The organism is Enterococcus sp. S22(2020) (genome assembly GCF_020295385.1).
GTDB lineage: Bacteria > Bacillota > Bacilli > Lactobacillales > Enterococcaceae > Enterococcus_L > Enterococcus_L dunnyi.
Window position 1 is genome coordinate 120,146 of record NZ_JACFUD010000003.1, and the last position, 23,666, is coordinate 143,811.

The 23,666-nt window shown below is 38.6% G+C and carries 17 protein-coding genes; 13 read left to right on the plus strand and 4 right to left on the minus strand.

The window, feature by feature from the left end:
• Positions 1 to 65: 65 nt before the first annotated feature.
• The 3 genes from H3T55_RS06360 to H3T55_RS06370 all read right to left on the minus strand — a co-directional run bounded on the left by H3T55_RS06360 (position 66) and on the right by H3T55_RS06370 (position 3,090).
• Positions 66 to 818, minus strand: a complete 753-nt coding sequence (locus H3T55_RS06360) for a TIGR03915 family putative DNA repair protein (RefSeq protein ID WP_225533821.1) — start codon at positions 816 to 818, stop codon at positions 66 to 68.
• Complete coding sequence (locus tag H3T55_RS06365; protein WP_225533822.1) at positions 808 to 2,121, minus strand: putative DNA modification/repair radical SAM protein; 1,314 nt, start codon at positions 2,119 to 2,121, stop codon at positions 808 to 810. The genes H3T55_RS06360 and H3T55_RS06365 overlap by 11 nt, the downstream gene beginning before the upstream one ends.
• 156 nt (positions 2,122 to 2,277) lie before the next feature.
• Positions 2,278 to 3,090, minus strand: a complete 813-nt coding sequence (locus H3T55_RS06370; RefSeq protein WP_225533823.1) for a Cof-type HAD-IIB family hydrolase — start codon at positions 3,088 to 3,090, stop codon at positions 2,278 to 2,280.
• A gap of 184 nt (positions 3,091 to 3,274) precedes the next feature.
• Here H3T55_RS06370 and H3T55_RS06375 point away from each other — a divergent pair, with 184 nt between their 5' ends.
• The 4 genes from H3T55_RS06375 to H3T55_RS06390 all read left to right on the plus strand — a co-directional run bounded on the left by H3T55_RS06375 (position 3,275) and on the right by H3T55_RS06390 (position 9,337).
• Positions 3,275 to 3,853: a DUF1361 domain-containing protein gene (locus H3T55_RS06375; protein WP_412523571.1), complete on the plus strand. Its 579-nt coding sequence runs from the start codon at positions 3,275 to 3,277 to the stop codon at positions 3,851 to 3,853.
• A gap of 90 nt (positions 3,854 to 3,943) precedes the next feature.
• The gene (locus H3T55_RS06380; RefSeq protein WP_225533825.1) at positions 3,944 to 6,220 is read left to right on the plus strand and encodes a 5'-nucleotidase C-terminal domain-containing protein; all 2,277 of its coding nucleotides are present in this window, start codon (positions 3,944 to 3,946) and stop codon (positions 6,218 to 6,220) included.
• 300 nt (positions 6,221 to 6,520) lie between these two features.
• Positions 6,521 to 7,927 (plus strand): NCS2 family permease, encoded by a 1,407-nt coding sequence (locus H3T55_RS06385; RefSeq protein WP_225533826.1) that lies wholly within the window; start codon positions 6,521 to 6,523, stop codon positions 7,925 to 7,927.
• 213 nt (positions 7,928 to 8,140) lie between these two features.
• Positions 8,141 to 9,337, plus strand: coding sequence for a multidrug efflux MFS transporter (locus H3T55_RS06390; protein ID WP_087640264.1), 1,197 nt, complete (start codon positions 8,141 to 8,143; stop codon positions 9,335 to 9,337).
• A gap of 282 nt (positions 9,338 to 9,619) precedes the next feature.
• On the opposite strand, the gene H3T55_RS06395 is transcribed toward H3T55_RS06390, so the two are convergent.
• A complete protein-coding gene (locus H3T55_RS06395) occupies positions 9,620 to 9,811 on the minus strand; it encodes a YjzD family protein (protein WP_087640263.1) in 192 nt (63 codons plus the stop codon).
• A 108-nt stretch (positions 9,812 to 9,919) separates the two neighbouring features.
• On the opposite strand from H3T55_RS06395, the gene dnaE reads away from it, so the two are divergent.
• The 9 genes from dnaE (at position 9,920) to H3T55_RS06440 (ending at position 23,661) form a co-directional block, all read left to right on the plus strand.
• A complete protein-coding gene (gene dnaE / locus H3T55_RS06400) occupies positions 9,920 to 13,252 on the plus strand; it encodes a DNA polymerase III subunit alpha (RefSeq protein ID WP_225533827.1) in 3,333 nt (1,110 codons plus the stop codon).
• 171 nt (positions 13,253 to 13,423) lie between these two features.
• Entirely contained in the window at positions 13,424 to 14,386 is a 963-nt protein-coding gene (gene pfkA, locus H3T55_RS06405) for a 6-phosphofructokinase (RefSeq protein ID WP_087640261.1), read from the plus strand.
• An 80-nt stretch (positions 14,387 to 14,466) separates the two neighbouring features.
• Positions 14,467 to 16,224 (plus strand): pyruvate kinase, encoded by a 1,758-nt coding sequence (gene pyk, locus H3T55_RS06410; protein WP_225533828.1) that lies wholly within the window; start codon positions 14,467 to 14,469, stop codon positions 16,222 to 16,224.
• A 185-nt stretch (positions 16,225 to 16,409) separates the two neighbouring features.
• Complete coding sequence (adhP, locus tag H3T55_RS06415; RefSeq protein WP_225533829.1) at positions 16,410 to 17,429, plus strand: alcohol dehydrogenase AdhP; 1,020 nt, start codon at positions 16,410 to 16,412, stop codon at positions 17,427 to 17,429.
• Positions 17,430 to 17,758: 329 nt separating this feature from the next.
• Complete coding sequence (locus H3T55_RS06420) at positions 17,759 to 18,271, plus strand: GNAT family N-acetyltransferase (RefSeq protein WP_225533830.1); 513 nt, start codon at positions 17,759 to 17,761, stop codon at positions 18,269 to 18,271.
• 27 nt (positions 18,272 to 18,298) lie between these two features.
• Positions 18,299 to 18,454, plus strand: a complete 156-nt coding sequence (locus H3T55_RS06425) for a hypothetical protein (protein ID WP_225533831.1) — start codon at positions 18,299 to 18,301, stop codon at positions 18,452 to 18,454.
• 205 nt (positions 18,455 to 18,659) lie between these two features.
• Complete coding sequence (locus H3T55_RS06430) at positions 18,660 to 18,962, plus strand: YlaN family protein (protein ID WP_087640257.1); 303 nt, start codon at positions 18,660 to 18,662, stop codon at positions 18,960 to 18,962.
• Positions 18,963 to 18,965: 3 nt separating this feature from the next.
• Positions 18,966 to 20,159: an FtsW/RodA/SpoVE family cell cycle protein gene (locus H3T55_RS06435; protein WP_087640256.1), complete on the plus strand. Its 1,194-nt coding sequence runs from the start codon at positions 18,966 to 18,968 to the stop codon at positions 20,157 to 20,159.
• 73 nt (positions 20,160 to 20,232) lie between these two features.
• Positions 20,233 to 23,661, plus strand: coding sequence for a pyruvate carboxylase (locus tag H3T55_RS06440; protein WP_225533832.1), 3,429 nt, complete (start codon positions 20,233 to 20,235; stop codon positions 23,659 to 23,661).
• The last annotated feature ends 5 nt before the right edge of the window (positions 23,662 to 23,666 follow it).

The window sequence follows — 23,666 nt, forward strand, 5'->3', positions numbered from 1 at the left end:
CTCTTGAAGTTATGATCCAGTCCCTTTTTAAAACGAATAAACGGTGGAAGCAGAAGTAACTCCTTTTATTCTCTAAAATCAACCATATTTCCGCGAAAACGTTTAGGGAGGTGAGATAATTGGACTTGTTCATTTTTACGTTCTTCGATCGTCACGGCTCGAAGAAACGTTCGCCAATTGTCTTGAACTTCTTGTTCGCAAGACTGAGCGTGAAATACTGGAGGATCTGTATTTTCGATAAATCGAATCTGAGCTTGTTCGATGATTCCCAGTAAACGGTGTGTTTCATCGTAGATCATGAGCGTTTCATTTGGGTATCTTTGAGCAAAGTGCGGACATAAGTAGGGTAAAGAAAAATGTTTAGGTGCGATTTGACTGTACAAGAATGCTCCCACATATTCAAAACGAACAAATCCTGTAAATAAGTGGACTTCACTAAACAAAGCTTTTAAGGATTTTTGTAAAGCGAGGATCGATGGATGCCCCAAATGGTTGGTCAGCGAATCTTTTGTTGATAATGCGATTTGGATCGCATCCAATAAGTAGCGTTCCTTTTCTTTTAACGAACAATAAAAGCCATCAATAATAAACTGAAGATTTTCTTTTTTTAGACGCTGTTCTAGTCGTTGATAGATTTTTTTTGCCAGTTCTTCATCTGTTTCGAACCATTCACTGATAAAGAGTGTTTCCACTGAATTTTCAGGGGTCAAAATCATTTCTGGAAAACATTTTTTTTTGAATGCATGATAAACAATGGTCAAAAAGCCATAGTAACTGCCGTCATATTCCCAAACTTCATTTGTTTCTTCAATTGACATAACGCATCTCCTTGTGTTTGGTCGCTTCAAAGCGTTCCACATCAAATAAAGACAACTGTTCATGCCTGGATTGCGTATTTACTTTTTTCAATGTGTCATACTGTTTAGAGGAGATCAAAGAAGTGATTATCCATTCAGGTTCTTGAATCAAACCTGCTTGAACGGCTCCGTTACAGCTGATAAAATACTGTGCTCGTTTGACAGCGACTCCTAATTTTTTTAGATCAGACAAGTGTAATTTGTAGTATTTTCTTGCTTTTAAGATATTTTGGGCACTCTTTGGTCCGATCCCTGGTATTCGTAATAAACGCTCATATGAGGCTGTTTGAACATCAACGGGAAATTGCTCGTAATTTTGAACAGCCCAGTTTGCTTTAGGGTCTAAATATAAATTAAAATTAGGTTTTTCTGGCGATAAAATTTCATCTGCAGAAAAGCGATAAAAGCGTAAAAGCCAGTCTGCTTGATATAAACGGTGTTCTCGTAACAAAGGCGGATCAGTTGTGACGGCGGGTAATAACGAATCTTGATTTACTGGTATATAAGCAGAGTAATAAACGCGCTTCAAGTCATACTTTTGATAAAGATTTTCTGCAATTTTAACGATGGAATGATCGCTTTCCGGAGAAGCACCAATGATCATTTGGGTAGACTGTCCAGCGGGCACAAAAGAACTTGCTCTCTTTAAAGCTGGAACCAAGGATAGCTCTTTTTTCTTATGGGTAATTTGCTTCATAGGTTTGTATAAAGCGAATGGGTCTTTATCCGGTGCTAAAAGCTTGAGACTTTCGCGTGAAGGCAATTCAACGTTCACACTCATTCGATCGGCAAGAAAACCAAGTTCTTCGATCAATCGTTCATCGGCTCCTGGAATTGCTTTCACATGGATATACCCTTTAAATCCTTTTTCATGACGTAAGATCTTTAACGTTTTGATCAAAAGCTCACTTGTGTAATCAACATTTTTTATAATAGCAGAGCTTAAAAATAGGCCTTCGATATAATTTCTCATATAAAAATCCATTGTTAGATCGGCGACTTCTTGAGGTGTAAAAGTCGCCCGCGGGATCGCGTTGGATTTTCTGTTGATGCAATAGTGACAATCAAAAATACAAGCATTTGTAAATAATAGTTTTAGTAAGGAAACACAGCGTCCGTCGCTTGTGAATGAGTGACAAATCCCAGCTTTGGCTGTGCTGCCAACGCTGCCTGTCCGCTGATTATCAGCAACACCACTGCTGGAGCAAGAGACGTCATACTTGGCTGATTCAGCAAGAATCTCAATTTTTCTAGATAAATCCATAGTTATTCCTCTTTTCTAAAATTAACGAGAACGTATGTTCTTATTTTATCAAGAAGAATAAGAATTGTAAAGATAAAAAAGATGACTGCACACATTTGGATTCTGCAGTCATCTTATAAAATTTGTAGTTAGCCGATCGATACAGAAAAAGTCATTTTAATGATCGTTCAGGTCCAAATACTGAGTTAAATAATCAGCTAAACCATCTTCATCATTCGTCTTTTCTGTGATATCATTTGCGACCGATTTGATTTTATCTGTCGCGTTTTTCATTGCAACGCCCCAGCCAACGTAATCAAGCATTTCTTCATCGTTATGTTCGTCACCGAATGCTAAAATATCAGCGCGTTTAACATTAAGGAAACTAGCAACCTGTTCAACGCCTTTCGCTTTTTGGATGCCTTTTGAAACGATTTCCAAGATCGGCGTTGGGCCTCCCCAGGTTCTGACATCGACGTATTCACCGTATTGTTTCATTAAAGAATCCGAAACATTTTTTGCTTGATCGTGTGTTGTACGAACCATCATAGATGTCGGATCAGTTACTAAATTTTTCGTCGTAAGCAAATTGCTTGGTGTTGCCTCGGATGCGAAGAAAGCTGGGTCGAAATAATCTAATGTGTCGATGTAGAATGTTTCTTTATTTTCAGCTGCAACAAAGTCAAGGTTCAGCGCTTGTTTCTGCGCTAAAATATCAAATACTAAATCTCTTTTGATGCCTGTTTCTTTTTCATTCGCCCATTTCTTTTCAGGTAAATGAACGAGTGCGCCATTAAAATTGACCATTGGAGTCGTTAAGCCTAATTGGCGGTAAAATTGACTACTCATACGGTATGGGCGTCCTGTTACGATACTCACATAGTGCCCATGATCGATCGCTTTTTTCAATGCTTTTTCTGTTGTCGGACTGATAAGGGATTGATTATTTAAAGTAGTGCCATCCAAATCGATTGCAATTAATTTTTTCAAGTTGATTCCTCCATGATATTTTCTTAAAGATAGTCTAGCATAAAATAGGAGAATAACAAGTTTTCAAGAAAATTTTCTATAAATTTACGAGTATGATACACTTGATGAGAAAAGGTGGGTGAAGTAGTTGAGTCAAAAACTTCGTTGGACGATTCGAATTGGGACGGTCTTTTATTGCGTATATATGCTGTTAGTTGCAAATAGCTATCAGTTTATGGCACTCAATGTATTTCTTGCATATATCCCGATTGAAATTAGTTTTTATTTTGAGCGGGTCAATCGAAAGTCGTTTTATTTTATTGCAGCTTTCTGGCTGATTTTTTATCCGAACGCGCCATATTTATTTACTGATTTCTTTCATCTAGCAGAGCTGACGATCTATCAAGGACAGAACCGGATTTTTCTTCAGTCGATCCATGATTGGAGTAGATTTGTTCTTTTAGCTACGGGCATTTTGGTATATGGTATTTTGGGGATGAGTACATTATTTACGCTAAATTATGAAGCAAGAAAAAAGGGGCTCATGACTAAAAACTGGCAATTTGGACTAGTCACAGTCCTTATCTCTGGTTTATCAAGTCTAGCGATTTTCGTCGGACGTTTTGATCGTTTACATAGTGCATATCTATTTACCAAGCCAGTTAACACGTTACAGATAATTTTTTTTCAATGGTCACAAGAAAAATGGTTGTTTATTTTCCTGCTTACAGTATTCCAACTGATTTTATTGGGAATGATTTTTACCATAAAACAGCAAAAATAGAATTGATAGAAGTCATTGACAGCGTGTTTGGAACTTGTTACTCTTTAATTAAGTAATTAATTAGGGAATAAAAGCGAAGGAGTATACGGAATGAAAAAGTGGCATAATTCTTTAGTAACAATTTTCTTTGTTATTGGAGGGATCAGCAGCGCAATTGTGTGGGGCAATGGAACAGCGCAAGCAGAAACAACAAACGAACGGGCAAAAGCTGAACAGATAGAAGCATCTAATCAAGAAGAACTGATTCCTTTTCAATTGTTAGGAATCAATGATTTTCATGGTGCATTGAATACGACTGGATCATTTTATGACGATTTAGGAAATAAAGTTGAAAAAGCTGGAACTGCACCGTTATTAGCAGGGTATCTCAATCAAGCTCAGGAACAGTTTTCAAAAAATAATAAAGGTGGACAAACCTTACGTGTCCAAGCTGGTGACATGGTAGGAGCAAGTCCGGCGAGTTCAGGTTTACTTCAAGACGAACCAACGATCAAAGTCTTGAATCAAATGGACTTTTCAATAGGGACGCTTGGCAATCATGAATTTGATGAAGGTCTGGCAGAATTCAACCGAATCATGACGGGTACAAAACCAGTTGATGATCCGTATGGTATTTTGACGGCATACCCAAGAGAAGCCTCTAAAACGCAAATAGTCATTGGGAATGTGGTCAAAAAAGGTACCGAAGAAATTCCATTTGGCTGGCAGCCATATACGATCAGGGAAGTCGGTACTGGGGCTAATAAAGTCAAGGTTGGTTTTATCGGCGTGGTCACAACAGAAATTCCTAATTTGGTGTTGCGAGAGCATTACGAAGCCTATGATTTTTTAGATGAGGCACAAACGATAGCTTACTATTCTAGCCAACTGAAAAATCAAGGAGTAAACGCGATCGTTGTTTTAGCTCATATTCCAGCAACAAGTAAAGCAGGAAAAGTGGAAGGCGAAGCAGCAGAAATTCTAAATGAAGTCAATAAGATCTATCCGGAAAATAGTGTCGATGCTTTTTTTGCTGCACATAATCATCAATATACTAATGGTGTAGTCAATAATACGAGAGTCGTTCAATCAACGTCGCAAGGGAAGGGCTATATCGATCTTCAAGGAACATTAGATCCAAAGACCAACGATTTTGTAAAAACGCCGGATGCAACTGTCTCAGCGGTTGACCCTGCAGGGAAAACAACCCCGAAAGTGGATGAAGCTGTCGATAAAACAGTAAAAGACGCGCAAGATCGAGTTTCTACTGTGACAAACAAGAAAATCGGAACAGCTAAGGGAAGTCAGTCGATTACTCGGGAAGTCAATGAATGTAAAGAATCACCGTTAGGTAATTTGATCACAGACGGACAAGTGGCAATGGCTAAAGCACAAGGGATCGATGCTGACTTTGCGATGACAAACAATGGCGGTATTCGTGCAGATTTGATCGTAGGTGCCGATGGTGAAATCACGTGGGGAGCTGCACAGGCAGTTCAGCCATTCGGAAATATCCTGCAAGTCGTAGAAATGACTGGTGCGCAGATCCGACAAGTGCTCAACGAGCAATATGACGAAGAAGAACGCTACTTTTTACAAATTTCAGGGTTAAAATATACTTTTGCTGAAACGGGGGATGCGAATCAGCCCTATGCAGTGAAAGAGATGTTTAAAAGTGATGGAACACCGATTCAAGCAGAGCAGCCTTATTTGGTTGTGATCAATGATTTTTTATTTGGCGGAGGAGATGGCTTTTCAAGTTTTACTGAGAGCCGGCTAGTCAACGCGATTCAGCCAGATACAGAAACGTTTATTAGTTATATCGAAAGTAAAGAAGCGGCAGGAGAATTGATCGAGGCGTCGATCGAAGGACGTAAAACATTGGCTGATCCAGTTGAACCAGTCGAACCAACACCTGAGCCGACAGACAAAGATCGATTGACAAAGGCAACGATTTTTGATCCTTTGTACGAAGACGATGAGCTTTTAAGAGGAGTAACATTACCGAATGCTACGATTGTCATTTTTACTGGCGATCTACCTCAAACTGTAACAAGGACATCGGAGATTCCGACAGGTGATCTTCAAGGCCAAGCAGATGGTGAAGGGATCATCAAACTGAATGTGGCGTCATTGAAGCTTGCTGGTAAAGAAAAGCTAACAGCTTTAGTGATTGACAATGAAAATAACCAAGCAGTTTTTACGATCCCTATCTTACCGAAAAAGACTATTTCCGACTCGTCTACAGAAATTTCTACTAAATCTTCTGAGGCCAGTGGAAAAGGTGAGTTGCCAAAAACAGGTGAACGATCAACTTCATTTATTGCTGTTGTAGGTTGGTTATCAGTCAGCTCAGGCTTTGTTGTTTTCTTAAAAAAGAGAATGTAACTTATTATAAATAGAAAAAAGGTACGTGGTAGTAAAAGATACCATGTGCCTTTTTTGTGATTTCCTAAAAACACGAACATTAAAAATAAAAACAGGGTTTAAAGTTAATAATTTGTTGAAAAACGAAATTTTCTAGCTTATACTTTATAAGTATTCATCAGGAAACAAGAACGAGCACTTATTATATTGATCAGCTTTATCGTCTGATTTAATCATTTTCCTGAGATATATTGAGTAAAGAGAAAAGCCTTGACTGAAAAGTGAAGAACTTGGATCGAGAAAAGGGAGAGACATAAGTAAATGGAAAAGTTTTTCAAATTGAAGGAAAACAAGACAAACGTTTCAACTGAAATGATGGCTGGGGTAACGACATTTTTTGCAATGAGCTATATCTTATTTGTAAATCCATCCATTTTATCACAAACAGGAATGCCGTTTCAGGCAGTCTTTTTAGCCACGATCATTGCATCGATCATTGGTACTTTGATCATGGGGCTTTTTGCAAATGTTCCATATGCACAAGCACCGGGAATGGGTTTAAATGCGTTTTTTACATTTACAGTTGTTTTTGGATTAGGCTATACATGGCAGCAAGCATTAGCAATGGTCTTTATTTGCGGGCTGATCAATATTTTGATCACAGTGACCAAGATCCGCAAATTGATCATCAAAGCAATTCCAGAAAGTATGCAGCATGCAATCGGTGGCGGGATCGGTATTTTTGTGGCTTATGTGGGAATCAAAAATGCGAAATTATTGGATTTTACTGTACAAGCTGAGCCGAAAAATGGTGCAGTGAATGGCGATAGTATTGTTCCTGCGTTAGGAAACTTCAACAATCCTGAAATTATCTTAGCCGTTATTGGTTTGGTTTTAACAACTGTTTTAGTTGTGTTGAATGTTCGCGGTTCTATTTTGATCGGAATTGTTGCAACAACGATCATTGCAATTCCGTTAGGTGTGGTTGATTTATCTGCTATCAACTGGCAGCAAAATTCTTTAGGCAACTCAATAGGAGAATTGAAGACAACATTTGGTGCCGCATTTGGCGCAGAAGGAATGCAGTCTTTGTTTAGTGATGCCTCAAAAATTCCTCAAGTATTGATGACGGTGATCGCGTTTAGCCTATCTGATACTTTTGACACGATCGGAACTTTTATTGGTACTGGACGCCGCACGGGAATTTTCTCAAAAGAAGACGAACTGGCTTTAGAAGACAGCAAAGGATTCTCAACGAAAATGGATAAAGCATTGTTTGCGGATGCTGTTGCCACATCGATCGGTGCAGTTTTCGGGACATCAAATACGACGACTTACGTGGAAAGTGCAGCTGGGATCGGTGCTGGCGGACGGACTGGCTTGACATCAGTAGTAGTTGCTGCAATGTTTGCTTTGAGCAGTTTGTTTTCACCACTGATTGCGATCGTTCCTGCCCAAGCAACAGCGCCAGCATTGATACTTGTTGGGGTAATGATGTTAGCTTCCTTCAAAGATATTGAATGGACTAACTTAGAAGAAGCAATTCCTGCATTTTTCGCTTCGATCTTCATGGGTTTATGCTATAGCATTTCATATGGTATTGCAGCTGGTTTTATCTTTTATGTGGTCGTAAAAGTAGCAAAAGGAAAGATAGCAGAAATCTCACCGATTCTTTGGATCGTAAATGCATTATTTATTTTGAACTTTATTATTTTAGCGATTTTGTAGACTTGATTTAGAGGCTAAGACAAAAGTCTTTAGTTCCAAGAAATAAGAAGGAGCTGCTTTTTTCTTACCGTTTGTATGGATTTAGAGAGCGAAACAAAACTGATTTTTTAGTTTTGTTTCGCTCTTTTATTTTTTATTTGCTGAAATTTTTTTGAGAGATTACACTTTTTGGAGTATAGTTAATAGTGAAGAACTTGTGAGGTGTAAACGGATATGAAAATTGATTGGAAAAAGAACTTGATGGTTGCTTGGTTGGGGTGTTTCTTTACGGGTTCCAGTATTAGTTTGGTCATGCCTTTTATTCCTGTTTATGTGGAACAACTTGGCACTCCAAAAAGTCAGATAGAATTATTTTCGGGACTTGCGATTTCGGTTACAGCTTTTGCTGCTGCGATCGTGGCGCCGATTTGGGGGAATTTAGCAGATCGTAAAGGACGGAAGTTGATGATGATCCGGGCTGCGGCTGGTATGACGATCACAATGGGGGCGTTAGCTTTTGTACCAAATGTTTATTGGCTATTGATTTTGCGTTTTTTTAATGGGATTTTATCAGGGTATATCCCAAACGCGACAGCAATGATCGCCTCACAGGCGCCTAGAGAAAAAAGTGGCTGGGCTTTAGGAACGTTGTCGACTGGTGCCGTAGCTGGAACATTGATCGGTCCTTCGTTTGGCGGCGCATTAGCTCAATGGTTCGGTATGGAAAATGTCTTTATCATTACAGGAGTTGTCTTGCTGATCACTACGTTGTTGACTGTTTTTATGGTAAAAGAAGATTTCAAGCCAGTAGAGAAGAAAGATCTATTGAGCACAAAGGAGATTTTTGCTCAAATGGATCATGTATCTGTGTTGATTGGCTTATTTATTACAACACTGATTTTGCAAATTGGCGTAACTAGTATCAGCCCTATTTTAACGCTGTACATTCGTTCGTTGAGCAGCAATACAGGGAACATTTTGTTTGTCAGTGGTTTGATCGTTTCAGTAGCAGGAGTGTCTGCTGTGATTTCATCACCGATCTTAGGGAAGCTAGGAGATAAGATCGGTAATCATAAAGTTTTATTAGCAGGTCTGGTTTTGTCACTGCTTTGCTACATCCCAATGGCCTTTGTTAAAACACCTTTTCAATTAGGACTGCTACGTTTCATTTTAGGATTTTCAACAGGTGCTTTAATGCCGTCGATCAATACACTGATCAGTAAGCTTACACCGTCTGAGGGTGTGAGCCGGATTTATAGCTACAATCAAATGTTTAGTAATTTTGGTCAAGTATTAGGTCCGATGATTGGATCGACTGTGGCGCACGGGATGGGCTATAGTTCTGTTTTCATTGTGACCGCCTGCTTTGTCTTTGGAAATATTTGTCTATCTTTGTTTAATTTTCGAAAAATTTTAACGAAGAAATTATAACTATCAAGAAGTGGTTTTTGAAGAAAAATGCATAGATGAAAAAAAGATGAATCAAAACAGTGTAGATAGTTGATTAAGTAGTCTGATTGGTTAGGCTGCTTATTTTTATCACAACGAAAAATTAAGTAAAAAACCATTCCGTTAGCCACTAGATCATTGAGAATGAGGATACAAAAAATAGACGACAGAGCCAATCAAACAGTGTATAATCGAGAGTATACTTTACTATTTGGTTGGATCGATCGTCTATTATCGATTGATATCAAAAGAATAAAAAATAATTTATTGCACTTGTTTTGTCGTCTCTTTTTTCGGTAGTGCAAATTGGCCGATCAACAGAATAACAAAACCGCAAATCAATGATATAATAGTTGTTAACATGAAATCATAGGTTCCGTTTGTTAAGGCACCGCCGATATAACCCACGACTTGACCTAGTATAAAGGACCACAACAATACAAGAATGTAACGCATGGCTCACACCTCTTTTCTAGCTTTTAGTTTAGCACAATTTTTCTAAATGTAAAGAATTTGAAAGTGACAATGTTGATTTAAAATGACAATATGAAAAGGAGATGTCTTATGCGCTTTCCACAGTTAAATACGATTACTTCTTATTCCTTGCTTTCTAGTACCATACGTATCCCGGAACTTGTTCGACAAGCTAAAAAGCTAGGGTACAAGACCTTAGGGATCGCAGACATCAATGTGCTGCACGGAGCCATTGAGTTTTATGAAGCGTGTAAAAAAGAATCCATCAAACCGATCATCGGTTTAACTTTAGAATATACTCCCCAAAAAGCAGAACAAGCAGCTAGACTTCTTTTGTATGCAAAAGATATTCAAGGATATCAAAATCTAATGCAAATTTCAACGGCCAAAATGACAGGCGAAAAAATTTTTTATATAGAATCAGTCAGCGACTATTTATCTCATTTGTATGTGGTGATGCCTTCAGATACTGGTGAAGTCACTGCAGCTTTTAAAAGAGGTGAACAAGAAGGGGCGGAAACGCTGGCTCAATTAGTGCAATTATTTGATGATGATTCTTTTTATATAGGAGCATCATTTACCAGCAATCCAGAATCAGATCCTGAACTGTTCGACTTCTATACAAATCAAAAACAACCGCTGATCGCTTTACAAGAAACGCGCTATTTACATCGTGAAGACGGCTTTGCTCTAAATGTTTTAACACATATCGATGAAGGTCAACAGATGTCGTTGAATGTGGAAGAAACAAAGATCGATGGTCCATATTTCTTAAGAAACCAAGAAGACGCGGCAAAACAGCTTGAGGTGAAAATTGGTAGAACTGCTCTTGAAAATGCAGAATATATAGCTGCCTCATGTTCTTTAGAAATCCCTTTACATCAACGATTGTTACCACACTATCCAATTCCTGATGGACAAGATGCTGGGGTGTTTTTAAAAGAATTGTGTTTAAAAAAGCTTCCGGAGAGAGTACCAGGATTTTCTTCTGTTTATGAAGCACGTTTAGAAAAAGAGCTGGACATTATTCATACAATGGGCTTTGATGACTATTTCCTGATCGTTTGGGATGTTATGGCATTTGCCCACGAAAGAAAAATCGTTACGGGAGCTGGCCGTGGATCGGCTGCTGGCTCGCTTGTTTCATATGTATTGTCGATCACAGACGTTGATCCAATCAAATATGATTTGCTTTTTGAGCGTTTTTTAAATCCTGAAAGACATTCGATGCCCGATATCGATTTAGATATTCCAGATAATCGCCGGGAAGAAGTACTGCTTTATGTTCGGGAAAAATATGGACATTATCACATGGCACAAATCGCGACCTTCGGTACAATGGCAGCAAAAATGGTCTTAAGAGATGTTGCCAGAGTCTTTGGGCTTTCGCAAAGTGAATCGAACCGTTGGTCAAGTGCAGTGCCAAATGCATTGAAAATGACGTTGAATACTGCCTATGAAGAATCGAAAAAATTAGTCGAGCTGGTCAATTCATCTGAAACGAACCGCCTATTATTCGATACAGCTAAACGATTGGAAGGACTTCCGCGTCACGTATCGACTCATGCGGCCGGAGTAGTCATCAGCGATTTGAATTTACTTGAATTAGTTCCGTTACAACCTGGAACAAACGATATTTTGCTTACCCAATTTACGATGAATGATGTTGAAAAAATTGGTTTGTTGAAGATGGATTTTCTTGGATTGAGAAATTTGTCCATTCTGGATGATACGATCAAAACAGTTAAGCGAGTCTATCAAAAAGAGATCATACTGAATCAAATTCCTTTGGATGATGAACAGACATTAGCACTTTTCAGACGTGGAGAAACGAGTGGTGTTTTTCAATTTGAATCAGCAGGAATTAGAAATGTATTAAGAAAATTAGGACCGACAAGTATTGAAGATATTGCTGCCGTCAATGCATTGTATCGACCTGGCCCCATGCAGAATATTGATCTGTTTATTCGCAGAAAGAAAGGGTTGGAACCATTAACTTATCCTGATGCAAGCTTAGAACCGATTTTAAAGAATACCTATGGAATCATTGTTTATCAAGAACAAATCATTCAAGTAGCTTCCCAAATGGCTGGTTTTAGTTTAGGGCAAGCGGATATTTTACGTCGAGCTGTTAGTAAAAAGAAGAAAGATGTGTTGGATGAAGAAAGAAAACATTTTGTAGATGGCGCTATCGATCAAGGACACGATGAAAAAACGGCAAATATGATCTATGACTATATTGAACGCTTTGCAAATTATGGGTTCAACCGGTCTCATGCCTTTGCTTATTCTTTTATTGGGTTTCAAATGGCTTATTTAAAAGTTCATTATCCTGGAGCTTTCTATACTGCGATCTTGCATTCTGTTCGGCACAATCCCAATAAAATCAAAGAATATATTGGAGAAGCAAGAAAGAATAAAGTAACGATACTACAGCCGTCGATCAATACGAGCCAATATAGTTTTTATTTGACCAAAGACGATCAGATCATGTTTGGTTTCAGCTCTCTAAAAGGCATACGAAGAGATTTCATTCAAAATATTTTACAGGAACGCAAAGAACGAGGTGTCTTTCAATCATTCGATCAGTTCTTATTACGTATCGACCGTAAGTGGCTGAAGGCAGAAAATATTCAACCTTTGATCGCAATTGGCGCCTTTGACGAACTGCAGCCAAATAGAAGGCAGCTAGCGGTCAGCTTAGATAGTGAAATTCAAAATATTATTTATAGCGGCGGGAGCATGAATCTTTTAGAAGAAACACTAAAATTGAAAGAAGTAGAAGTAGCCGACTATACACTTGAAGAAAAATTAGAGCAGGAAGAACAATATTTAGGTGTTTATTTGTCAGGACATCCAACAGAAGAATTCAAAAAGACTCGAATTGCTAAACAAACAATGCAAATCAGTGATGTCGTGGAAAATCAAGCTGCCCGTTTGCTGATTTATGTCAAGGATGTTCGTGTGATTCGCACGAAAAAGGGTGAGCAGATGGCTTTTGTTGAAGGAGATGATCTGACGGGGTCATTGTCTCTGACCTTGTTTCCAACTGTTTTTAGATCGTTAAGGCAAAATGTGGAGCAGAATCAGGTTTATTTTGTTGAAGGAAAAGTAGAAAAGAGTAACTATAATCAAGAACTGCAGTTGCTAGTCAATAGGATCGAAAAAGCCAGTGAGATCGAACAAAGTATCAGTGCAACAACCTGTTATCTGAAAATAACAAAAGAAAAAGATCAAAAAGACATCTTGTTCAATGTGAACCAGCTGCTCAAACAAAATAAAGGAAACGTACCTGTAATTATTTATTTTGAAAAAGATGGGAAAAAATTAGTTCTAGGAGAAGAAAATTGGTTGACTGAGACGATTGAGGTAAAAGAACAGCTGATAGAGATTTTAGGAGCTGAAAATGTCGTTTTCAAATGATTTACGGTAAATAATACTAATTGTTTTCATCTTTTTTCAATTTTTTCTTCTTAAATCAAGACATTTTGCACTATTAATGGTAAAATGAGTGACGTAATATTTTTGAGTATTAATAACTGTGACAAAACCTGTTGCAGCTTAAAAGTATATTATTATGAGGTGAAAGAACGAATGAAACGTATCGGTATTTTAACCAGTGGGGGAGACGCCCCAGGAATGAACGCTGCAATTCGTGCAGTGGTACGTAAAGGGATTTATGACGGAATCGAAGTTTATGGGATCAACTACGGTTTTGCAGGCTTGGTGGCTGGTGATATCCGCCGTTTGGATATTGCAGATGTTGGCGATAAAATTCAACGTGGGGGAACATTTCTTTACTCTGCCCGCTATCCAGAATTTGCAACAGAAGAAGGCCAGCTAAAAGGGATCGAACAATTGAAAAAATTCGGCATTGAAGGTTTGGTCGTTATCGGTGGTGACGGTTCTTATCATGGTGCAATGGCGCTGACAAAACGCGGATTCCCTGCTGTTGGAATTCCAGGTACGATCGATAATGATATTCCTGGGACTGATTTTACGATTGGATTTGATACAGCGATCAATACTGTATTGGAATCAATCGACCGCATTCGTGATACTGCTACCTCTCACGTACGTACATTCGTGATCGAAGTAATGGGTCGTGGAGCAGGAGATATCGCGCTATGGTCTGGAGTTGCCGGTGGTGCAGACGAAATCATCATTCCAGAGCATGACTTTGACATGGTGAATGTAGCTAAACGAATCAGAGAAGGTCGTGATCGCGGGAAGAAACATTGCTTGATCATTTTAGCAGAAGGCGTAATGGGCGGTAATGAATTTGCCGAAAAACTTTCTGAACATGGTGATTTCCATACTCGTGTGTCTATTTTAGGACATGTGGTCCGCGGTGGTTCTCCAAGTGCGCGTGATCGTGTATTGGCAAGTAAGTTTGGTTCATATGCAGTGGAATTATTGAAAGCCGGCAAGGGCGGTCAATGTATCGGTATGCTGGATAACCAAGTCGTTTCAGCTGATATCGTTGATACACTTGAAAACCACAAACATAAACCTGACTTATCACTTTATGATTTAAATCAAGAGATTTCTTTCTAATCAATATTTTAAAGAAACCTTGAGGAAAATAGATAAATCTTCATAATGTATAAACAAAATTGGAATAGGAGCGTTTGGTAATGAAAAAAACGAAAATCGTATGTACGATCGGACCAGCTAGTGAATCCGTTGATATGCTAGTAAACTTAATGAATGCAGGGATGAATGTTTGCCGTTTGAACTTCTCACATGGTGACTTTGAAGAACATGGCAACCGCATCAAAAACATTCGTGAGGCTGCTAAGATCACTGGCAAACGTGTTGCGATCTTACTTGACACAAAAGGTCCTGAGATTCGTACGAACGAAATGGAAAATGGCGCAATCACTCTAAAAACAGGTGATACTGTCCGTCTTTCTATGACAGAAGTTTTAGGAACAAACGAAAAATTTTCAATTACTTATCCAGAATTAATCGATGATGTAAACGTCGGCTCACATATTCTTTTAGATGACGGCTTGATCGATTTGGAAGTAACAGATATCGACCGCTCAGCAAACGAAATCGTTACATTAGTTAAAAACGAAGGCGTACTAAAAAATAAAAAAGGTGTTAACGTACCTGGTGTTTCTGTAAATCTTCCAGGAATCACTGATAAAGATGCCGCTGATATCCGTTTTGGTATCGAACAAGGCGTTGACTTTATCGCTGCAAGTTTCGTTCGCCGTGCAACAGACGTTCTAGAAATCACAAAAATTTTAGAAGAAGAAAATGCAACGCATATCCAAATCATTCCTAAAATCGAAAACCAAGAAGGGATCGACAACATCGATGAGATCCTAAAAGTTTCTGATGGTTTAATGGTTGCCCGTGGAGATATGGGTGTTGAAATCCCAACAGAAGATGTTCCTGTTGTTCAAAAAGAATTGATCAAAAAATGCAATGCTTTAGGTAAACCAGTTATTACTGCAACACAAATGTTGGATTCTATGCAACGTAACCCTCGTCCGACTCGTGCAGAAGCAAACGACGTTGCTAACGCTATTTATGACGGAACAGATGCAGTAATGCTTTCTGGTGAAACAGCAGCTGGGGATTATCCTTTAGAAGCAGTTCAAACAATGGCTCGCATCGCAGTTCGTACGGAAGAAGCATTGATCAACCAAGATTCATTTGCATTAAAACTATACAGCAAAACAGATATGACAGAAGCAATCGGCCAATCTGTTGGACATACTGCGCGTAACTTAGGTATCCAAACGATCGTTGCAGCGACAGAATCAGGACATACAGCACGTATGATTTCTAAATACCGTCCGAAAGCACACATCGTTGCAATCACATTTACTGAACAAAAAGCACGCAGTTTATCATTATCTTGGGGTGTTTATGCAACAGTTGCAGAAAAACCAGCAAGTACTGATGAAATGTTCAGCTTAGCAACACACGTTTCTCAAGACGAAGGCTTTGCAAGTGAAGGCGATCTAATCATCATCACTGCAGGTGTTCCAGTCGGTGAAAAAGGTACAACAAACCTAATGAAGATCCAAATGATCGGATCAAAATTAGTTCAAGGTCAAGGAATCGGCGAAGATTCAGTTATTGCTAAAGCAGTAGTTGCAAATACTGCTGAAGAAGCAGTGGCGAACGCTGTTGAAGGTTCTATATTAGTTGTGAAAACAACAGATAAGGACTACATGCCTGCAATCGATAAAGCTATTGCTTTAGTGGTTGAAGAAGGTGGATTGACTTCTCATGCAGCAGTAGTTGCTATTGCCAAAGATATTCCTGTTATCGTTGGTGCAGCTGATGCAACAAACCTTATTGAAAATGGTGAATTGATCACAGTTGACCCTCGTCGTGGAATCGTATATCGCGGTGCAACAACAGCAATCTAAAAATTAAAGTATACAATTACAAAAAGGAAAATGAATCGTGCAAAATGATTCATTTTCCTTTTTTATTATGTGGTTTGAACAAAATTTCAAAAATGATGAACAATTTTATCATTTGACTTTTAAATCGATTTCGTACATGGTAAAATGTAAATATTACTATTAATAATAAATGTAGGAGTGATCGTGTGAAAGCAGCTGTTGTAACAAAAGAAAGTAATGGAAAAGTAGAAATCAAAGAAGTAGAATTAAGACCGCTTGAAGCAGGAGAAGCTTTGGTGGATGTTGAATATTGTGGTGTCTGCCATACAGACTTACATGTTGCTCATGGTGATTTTGGCGAAGTGCCAGGACGTGTCATAGGACATGAAGGGATCGGGATCGTTAAAGAAGTTGCTTCTGATGTAGATAATCTAAAAGTCGGCGATCGTGTCAGTATCGCATGGTTCTTTGAAGGATGCGGCACGTGTGAGTATTGTATAACCGGTCGTGAAACATTTTGCCGTCAAGTAAAAAATGCAGGTTTTTCAGTTGACGGAGCGATGGCAGAACAGTGTATCGTTAAAGCAAATTATGCAGTAAAAGTGCCTGAGGGATTGGATCCTGCTCAAGCAAGTAGTATTTCTTGTGCGGGCGTTACTTGTTATAAAGCAATCAAGGTGTCGGAAGTAAAACCTGGACAATGGGTCGCTATTTATGGTATCGGCGGTTTAGGAAATCTGGCTATTCAGTATGCAAAGAATGTCTTTAACGCTAAAGTAATTGCAATCGATATCAACGATGACAAATTAGAATTTGCAAAAGAACTGGGTGCAGATCTAGTGTGTAATCCGCTAAAAGACGGAGACGCTGGTGAGTGGATCCAAGCTAAAATCGGTGGCGCACATGCAGCAGTTGTGACAGCTGTTTCCAAAGTTGCATTCAATCAAGCTGTGAACTCCGTTCGGGCGGCAGGGAAAGTAGTTGCAGTTGGGCTTCCACCGGAAACAATGGATTTAGAAATCGTGAAAACAGTCTTAGATGGCATTCAAATCGTAGGATCACTAGTTGGAACTCGTAAAGACTTAGAAGAAGCTTTCCAATTTGGTGCGGAAGGAAAAGTTGTTCCTGTTGTAGAAACACGCTGTTTACATGAAGTGAATGATATCTTTGAAGAAATGGAGCAAGGTAAGATCAAAGGTAGAATGGTTGTTGACATGAAAAAATAGAGAGTGATATACTAAGCTCTTTAAATATCGATAAACGGTGGAATCAGAAGCAGCACTACGCTATGCCTCGATCATATCAATTTCTAAGTATCAAAGATACTAAGAATTGAAGGACTTGGTTTCCGAAGCTTGACGCTTCTGTTCCATCCACATGTTATATTAGAGATTCTCAAAAAGTTAGAGCGAATGCTTCTAACTTATGAGAATCTCTTTGTATAAGCTTTTAAATGAATAAAATGGGACAGTGTCTTTGATGGATTCTTAAAATAGATTCTGTTACTATAAGTAGAAAGAATTTAAATACATAACGATTTGAAGGAGGCGATGAGATGTTTATTCGTTTGAAGGAAGAACGAGATGTTGATAAGATCGATCGATTCATCAAAGCGGCCTTCGAAACGGCAAAAGTTAAAGATGGTGATGAGCATCATTTTGTACAACGTCTGCGACAAAGTTTGGATTATTTACCTCAATTTGAATACGTTGCTGAGTGTAATGACGAAATCGTAGGACATATCATGCTTACAAGACTTCATTTCGAAAATGAACAAGAGGAAAGCAAATTGCTGCTATTAGCTACTTTGGCAGTGAGATTAGACCAAAGGAATAAAGGAGTGGGAGCCAGACTTATGGAAACCGCCGAGGCAGCGGCTAAAGATGCGAAAGAGAAAGCGATCATTTTGGTAGGTGATCCTGCTTATTATAACCGCTATGGTTATCAGCAAGCGAGTGAATTTGGTTTGTTATCGGAACCAAAGATTCCAAGAGAATATCTTCTGATCAAAAAAATCGATGTAAGTGATTGGTTAAAATCAGATGGAAAGATTCTTATTCCATCGTAATAAATGAATGGACTAGGAGGAATCAATATGAAAGATGGTGCAAAAGCTGGGATATCTTTTGGCTGTGCTTTGGCGATGGTCATTTCTTATGTGAATTGGCATAGTATCATTTGGGCGGTGTTTCATGGGCTTTTAAGCTGGGTTTATGTAATATATTATGTAATCGTTTATGGATTGAACTAAAATTCTAGAAGAAACTCATTGATTATTTGAGCAAGCTTGATATGTTTGCTGATCTTAGAAAAACAAAGAGAAAAATGAGATTTTTTTCATTCGAATTTGCTAAAAATTAAAAAAAGAGTTAAACAAGTGATTTTCAGAAAATTTCTGTTAATAATCAGCTAAATTATGCTATAATTACATAATTAAGATGGGAGGTTTAGTGCACATGGAATCCATTTCAAAAGAGTTCGCGATTCAGCTGTTAAATGATGACGCACAAAGGATCATGATGCTGATCCGTAATCAAAAAAATAGTTTATGTATTTCCCAATGTAAGGCTTTTGAAGAAGTCGTTGATACGCAAATGTATGGTTTTTCTCGTCAGGTGACTTATGCGATTCGTCTTGGCATTTTGAGTTCGACCCAAGGACACCAATTATTAAGTGATTTAGAGAAAGAACTTAATCAATTATATAGTGATGTTTATGAGGAAACACAAGAAAAAAAAGAGATTGGCAAGGAGGTCTAAACTTTGCCAAACAAGATAAAAAAGCGGCACCTGTTAGATTATAGCATTTTGATTCCATATTTGGTTCTTAGTGCAGTAGGCCTGATCATGGTCTATAGTTCGACTTCTTCACTGTTAGTTACAAAAGGGGAACCGCCGACTAGTATGGTCGTTTCTCAACTGCAGTTTTGGGTTTTAAGCTTAGTGGCAATGTTTTTTATTTACAAAATGAAAACCGCTGTTTTTCAAAATAAAGGCTTCATTATGCTAGCCATTACTGTGATTTCTGTTTTGCTATTGGCAGTTAAGTTTACGCCATTAGGGAAAACGATCAATGGTGCATCCGGTTGGCTATATTTAGGCGGATTTTCTATGCAGCCTGCTGAATACTTGAAAATCATGATCATTTGGTATTTAGCTTACATTTTAGGTAGAAGACAGAAGTATATCGACAAAGAGTTTAAAAAAGCTGTGTTCAGACCAATGCTTTTAGTTGGTTTTTTGATTGCCCTTGTAGCGATCCAGCCCGATCTTGGTAATGCAGCGATTTTGACGTTGATTGCGATCATTATGATTTTAGCTTGCGGTGTGAATTACATGTATACCTATGTGGTTGGAGGAGCAGGGATATTAGGAAGTATTTTTATTATTGAAGCGTTGATTTTAAGTAAAGGTGCGTTTATTCCTGCGAAATACCAGTATGTTTACAAACGTTTTGCGATTTTTTTAAATCCATTTACGGATGAACGTAATGCGGGACATCAATTAGCGAATTCATACTATGCCATCAACAATGGCGGCTGGTTCGGTAAAGGACTAGGAAATAGTATACAGAAAAAAGGCTTTTTGCCAGAAGCACATTCAGACTTTATATTTGCGATCACAATCGAAGAGTTAGGCTTGCTTGTATCGCTGATCATTTTAGCGCTTTTGATGTTCATGATAGCGCGAATTATTTTAGTTGGTGTTCGTTCGAAAAAACCATTCAATTCTTTAATGTGTATTGGTATTGGTTCGATGTTATTATTACAAGTTTTCATCAACCTAGGCGGAATTACAGGTGTGATTCCACTAACTGGGATTACTTTTCCATTTCTCAGTCATGGAGGAAATAGTCTATTGATCATCTCCATTGCGGTTGCTTTTGTGCTGAACATCAGTGCGGATGAGAAAAAACAAAAAATGACCCAAGAATACCAATTATTTGGGAATCAATAAAAATGAAGGCAGTTAAATAGAATCTAATTTTTATAAATGATGTTTAGCTGAATAAAAAGGTAGGAGTGAAGGAATGAAAAAAGTTTTAGTAGCAAATCGTGGAGAAATTGCAATCAGAATTTTTAGAGCCTGTACGGAGATGCACATCGGGACAGTGGCAATCTATGCAGCGGAAGATGAATATTCAGTACATCGTTTTAAAGCTGACGAAGCTTATTTGGTTGGTAAAGGGAAAAAACCAATTGAAGCCTACCTTGATATGGAAGATATCATTCGCATTGCCAAGAAATCTGGAGCAGATGCGATCCATCCAGGCTATGGTTTTCTTTCAGAAAATCTAGAATTTGCTCGTCGTTGTGAAGAGGAAGGATTGATTTTCGTAGGTCCTTCTTTACATCACTTAGACATATTTGGTGACAAGATCAAAGCGAAAGAAGCCGCAGTTGCAGCAGGTATTGCTTCGATTCCGGGTTCGGATGGTCCTGTTCAAACTGTTGATGCAGTGTTAGAGTTTGGTCGGACACATGGCTTTCCGATCATGATCAAAGCAGCATTAGGCGGCGGCGGTCGTGGAATGCGTGTTGCTCATGATGAAAAAGAAGCGAGAGAAGGTTATGATCGGGCTAAAAGTGAAGCTAAAGCAGCTTTCGGTTCAGATGAGGTTTACGTTGAAAAATATATCTCTAATCCTAAACATATAGAAGTCCAAATTCTAGGCGACAGCCATGGTAACGTTATTCACTTATTTGAGCGCGATTGTTCTGTTCAGCGCCGTCATCAAAAAGTAGTCGAAGTTGCACCGTGTATCTCGATGAACGAAGAACAACGATTGAAAATCTGTGATGCTGCTGTCCAATTGATGCAGCATGTTGGCTATATCAATGCAGGTACGGTTGAATTCCTAGTTGAAGGGGATCAATTTTACTTTATCGAAGTCAATCCTCGTGTTCAGGTGGAACATACGATTACAGAAATGATCACGGATATTGATATCGTAGTTTCTCAACTGCAAATTGCACAAGGGCTTGATTTGCATAAGGATATGAAAATTCCACAACAAAAAGATATTTCATTGAACGGCGCAGCGATTCAATGTCGAATCACTACAGAAGATCCGTTGAATCAATTTATGCCTGATACAGGTAAAATCGATACGTATCGTTCGCCAGGCGGATTTGGTGTGCGTCTAGATGTAGGGAATGCATACTCTGGTGCGGTGGTAACACCTTACTTTGATTCACTTTTAGTAAAAGTTTGTACGCATGGTTTTACCTTTGATAAAGCGATTCAAAAAATGGAGCGTTGCTTACGTGAATTCAGAATTCGCGGAGTCAAAACAAATATCCCGTTCCTTCATAAAGTTATTGGTCATCCTGAATTTCAATCGGGGGAAGCAAAGACGACTTTTATTGATAACACACCGCAATTATTCGAATTTCCTAAGTTGAGAGACCGTGGAAATAAAACGATGAAATATATTGGAGAAGTAACAGTCAATGGTTTCCCAGGTGTAGAAAAATCGACAAAGAAATACTTTGATGCACCGCGGATTCCAACTGACTTAGAATTACGTGAAAACTACGTCACAGCTAAAAATATTTTAGATGCAAAAGGCGCTTCTGGTGTGATCGATTGGATCAAGGCACAGGAAAATGTACTATTAACAGATACGACCTTCCGTGATGCCCATCAAAGCTTACTGGCGACTCGTGTGAGAACACAGGACTTTAAAGAAATTGCTCGTCTGACAGGAGAAGGTCTACCTGAATTATTCTCAAGTGAGATGTGGGGGGGCGCTACCTTTGATGTTGCTTATCGTTTCTTAAATGAAGATCCGTGGCAGAGACTTCGCAAGATTCGTAAATTGATGCCAAACACATTACTGCAAATGCTCTTTAGAGGTTCGAATGCAGTAGGATATCAAAACTATCCAGATAATGTGATCGAAGAGTTTATCAAAGAATCAGCAAGACAAGGAATCGATGTTTTTAGAATTTTTGACAGCTTGAACTGGCTTCCGCAAATGGAAAAAAGTATTCAAGCAGTTAGAGATACTGGAAAAATCGCTGAAGCCGCTATTTGCTATACCGGCGATATCAATGATCCTTCAAGAGCAAAATATAATGTTGAATACTATAAAAACATGACGAAAGAGCTTGAACAAATGGGCGCTCATATCATCGCAATCAAAGATATGGCTGGATTACTAAAACCACAAGCTGCTTACCGTTTGATCAGTGAATTGAAAGCAACAACGGATCTTCCTATACATTTGCATACCCATGATACTAGCGGGAATGGCATTATCACGTATTCTGCAGCAACAAAAGCTGGTGTTGATATTGTGGATGTTGCGACTAGTGCAATGAGTGGCGCAACAAGTCAACCAAGTATGAGCAGTCTGTATTATGCCTTAGTCAATGGTGAAAGAACACCTGATATCAATGTTGATAATGCTCAAAAAATCAATCATTACTGGGAAGATGTTCGTATGTATTACAAACCGTTTGAAAATGGATTGAATGCACCGCAAACAGAAGTATACATGCATGAAATGCCTGGTGGACAATACTCTAACTTACAACAACAGGCAAAAGCAGTTGGGTTAGGTCATGAATGGGATGACATCAAAAAAATGTATCATACAGTGAATCAAATGTTTGGCGATATCGTCAAAGTAACACCTTCTTCAAAAGTTGTTGGAGACATGGCGCTATTCATGGTACAAAATGATTTAACAGAAGAGGATATTTTCTCTAATGGAGAAAGCTTGAGCTTCCCTGAATCAGTAGTCACTTTTTTCCAAGGAGACTTAGGTCAACCCGTTGGTGGTTTTCCAAAAGAGCTTCAGAGTATCATTTTAAAAGGCCGTCCAGCGTTTACAGAAAGACCCGGAAGCTTAGCGGCACCTGTAAAATTTGATAAAGTTAAGGACGAGTTGGCTGAACTGATTGGCTATGAACCTAAATTGGAAGAGATTTTAAGCTATTTGATGTATCCGCAAGTATTTTTAGATTATCGTACATCTTATCAAAACTTTGGAGATGTGACGTTGTTGGATACGCCAACCTTCTTCCAAGGTATTCGTCAAGGTGAATCAGTAGAAGTCCAAATTGAAAAAGGAAAAACATTGATCATTCGTCTAGACGAAGTTGGTGAGCCTGATATTGAAGGAAATCGAGTGCTCTTCTTCAACTTGAACGGGCAACGTAGAGAAGTTGTCATAAAAGATACATCCGTTAAATCAGCGATTCAGGCAAAAAGAAAAGCTGAGCCGACGAACAAAGAACAGATTGGTGCAACGATGTCTGGCTCTGTACTTCAAGTGCTAGTCAAAAAAGGTGATAAGGTCAAAAAAGGTGATGCTTTACTGGTCACTGAAGCAATGAAAATGGAAACAACGATTGAAGCACGTTTCGATGGCGAGGTAGAACATATCTATGTTGTCGAAGGTGAAGCAATCAGTTCTGGAGATCTTTTAATAGAAGTCAGCGAAAAATAAGTGAA

Bases quoted from the DNA above. Each gene is read 5' to 3' on its own strand.
- pyk (WP_225533828.1), top strand. From the start codon at position 14,467: ATGAAAAAAACGAAAATCGTATGTACGATCGGACCAGCTAGTGAATCC.
- H3T55_RS06430 (WP_087640257.1), top strand. From the start codon at position 18,660: ATGGAATCCATTTCAAAAGAGTTCGCGATTCAGCTGTTAAATGATGAC.
- dnaE (WP_225533827.1), top strand. From the start codon at position 9,920: ATGCGCTTTCCACAGTTAAATACGATTACTTCTTATTCCTTGCTTTCT.
- H3T55_RS06420 (WP_225533830.1), top strand. From the start codon at position 17,759: ATGTTTATTCGTTTGAAGGAAGAACGAGATGTTGATAAGATCGATCGA.
- pfkA (WP_087640261.1), top strand. From the start codon at position 13,424: ATGAAACGTATCGGTATTTTAACCAGTGGGGGAGACGCCCCAGGAATG.
- H3T55_RS06395 (WP_087640263.1), bottom strand. From the start codon at position 9,811: ATGCGTTACATTCTTGTATTGTTGTGGTCCTTTATACTAGGTCAAGTC.
- H3T55_RS06360 (WP_225533821.1), bottom strand. From the start codon at position 818: ATGTCAATTGAAGAAACAAATGAAGTTTGGGAATATGACGGCAGTTAC.
- H3T55_RS06425 (WP_225533831.1), top strand. From the start codon at position 18,299: ATGAAAGATGGTGCAAAAGCTGGGATATCTTTTGGCTGTGCTTTGGCG.
- H3T55_RS06365 (WP_225533822.1), bottom strand. From the start codon at position 2,121: ATGGATTTATCTAGAAAAATTGAGATTCTTGCTGAATCAGCCAAGTAT.
- H3T55_RS06440 (WP_225533832.1), top strand. From the start codon at position 20,233: ATGAAAAAAGTTTTAGTAGCAAATCGTGGAGAAATTGCAATCAGAATT.
- H3T55_RS06385 (WP_225533826.1), top strand. From the start codon at position 6,521: ATGGAAAAGTTTTTCAAATTGAAGGAAAACAAGACAAACGTTTCAACT.
- H3T55_RS06375 (WP_412523571.1), top strand. From the start codon at position 3,275: ATGCTGTTAGTTGCAAATAGCTATCAGTTTATGGCACTCAATGTATTT.
- H3T55_RS06390 (WP_087640264.1), top strand. From the start codon at position 8,141: ATGAAAATTGATTGGAAAAAGAACTTGATGGTTGCTTGGTTGGGGTGT.
- H3T55_RS06380 (WP_225533825.1), top strand. From the start codon at position 3,944: ATGAAAAAGTGGCATAATTCTTTAGTAACAATTTTCTTTGTTATTGGA.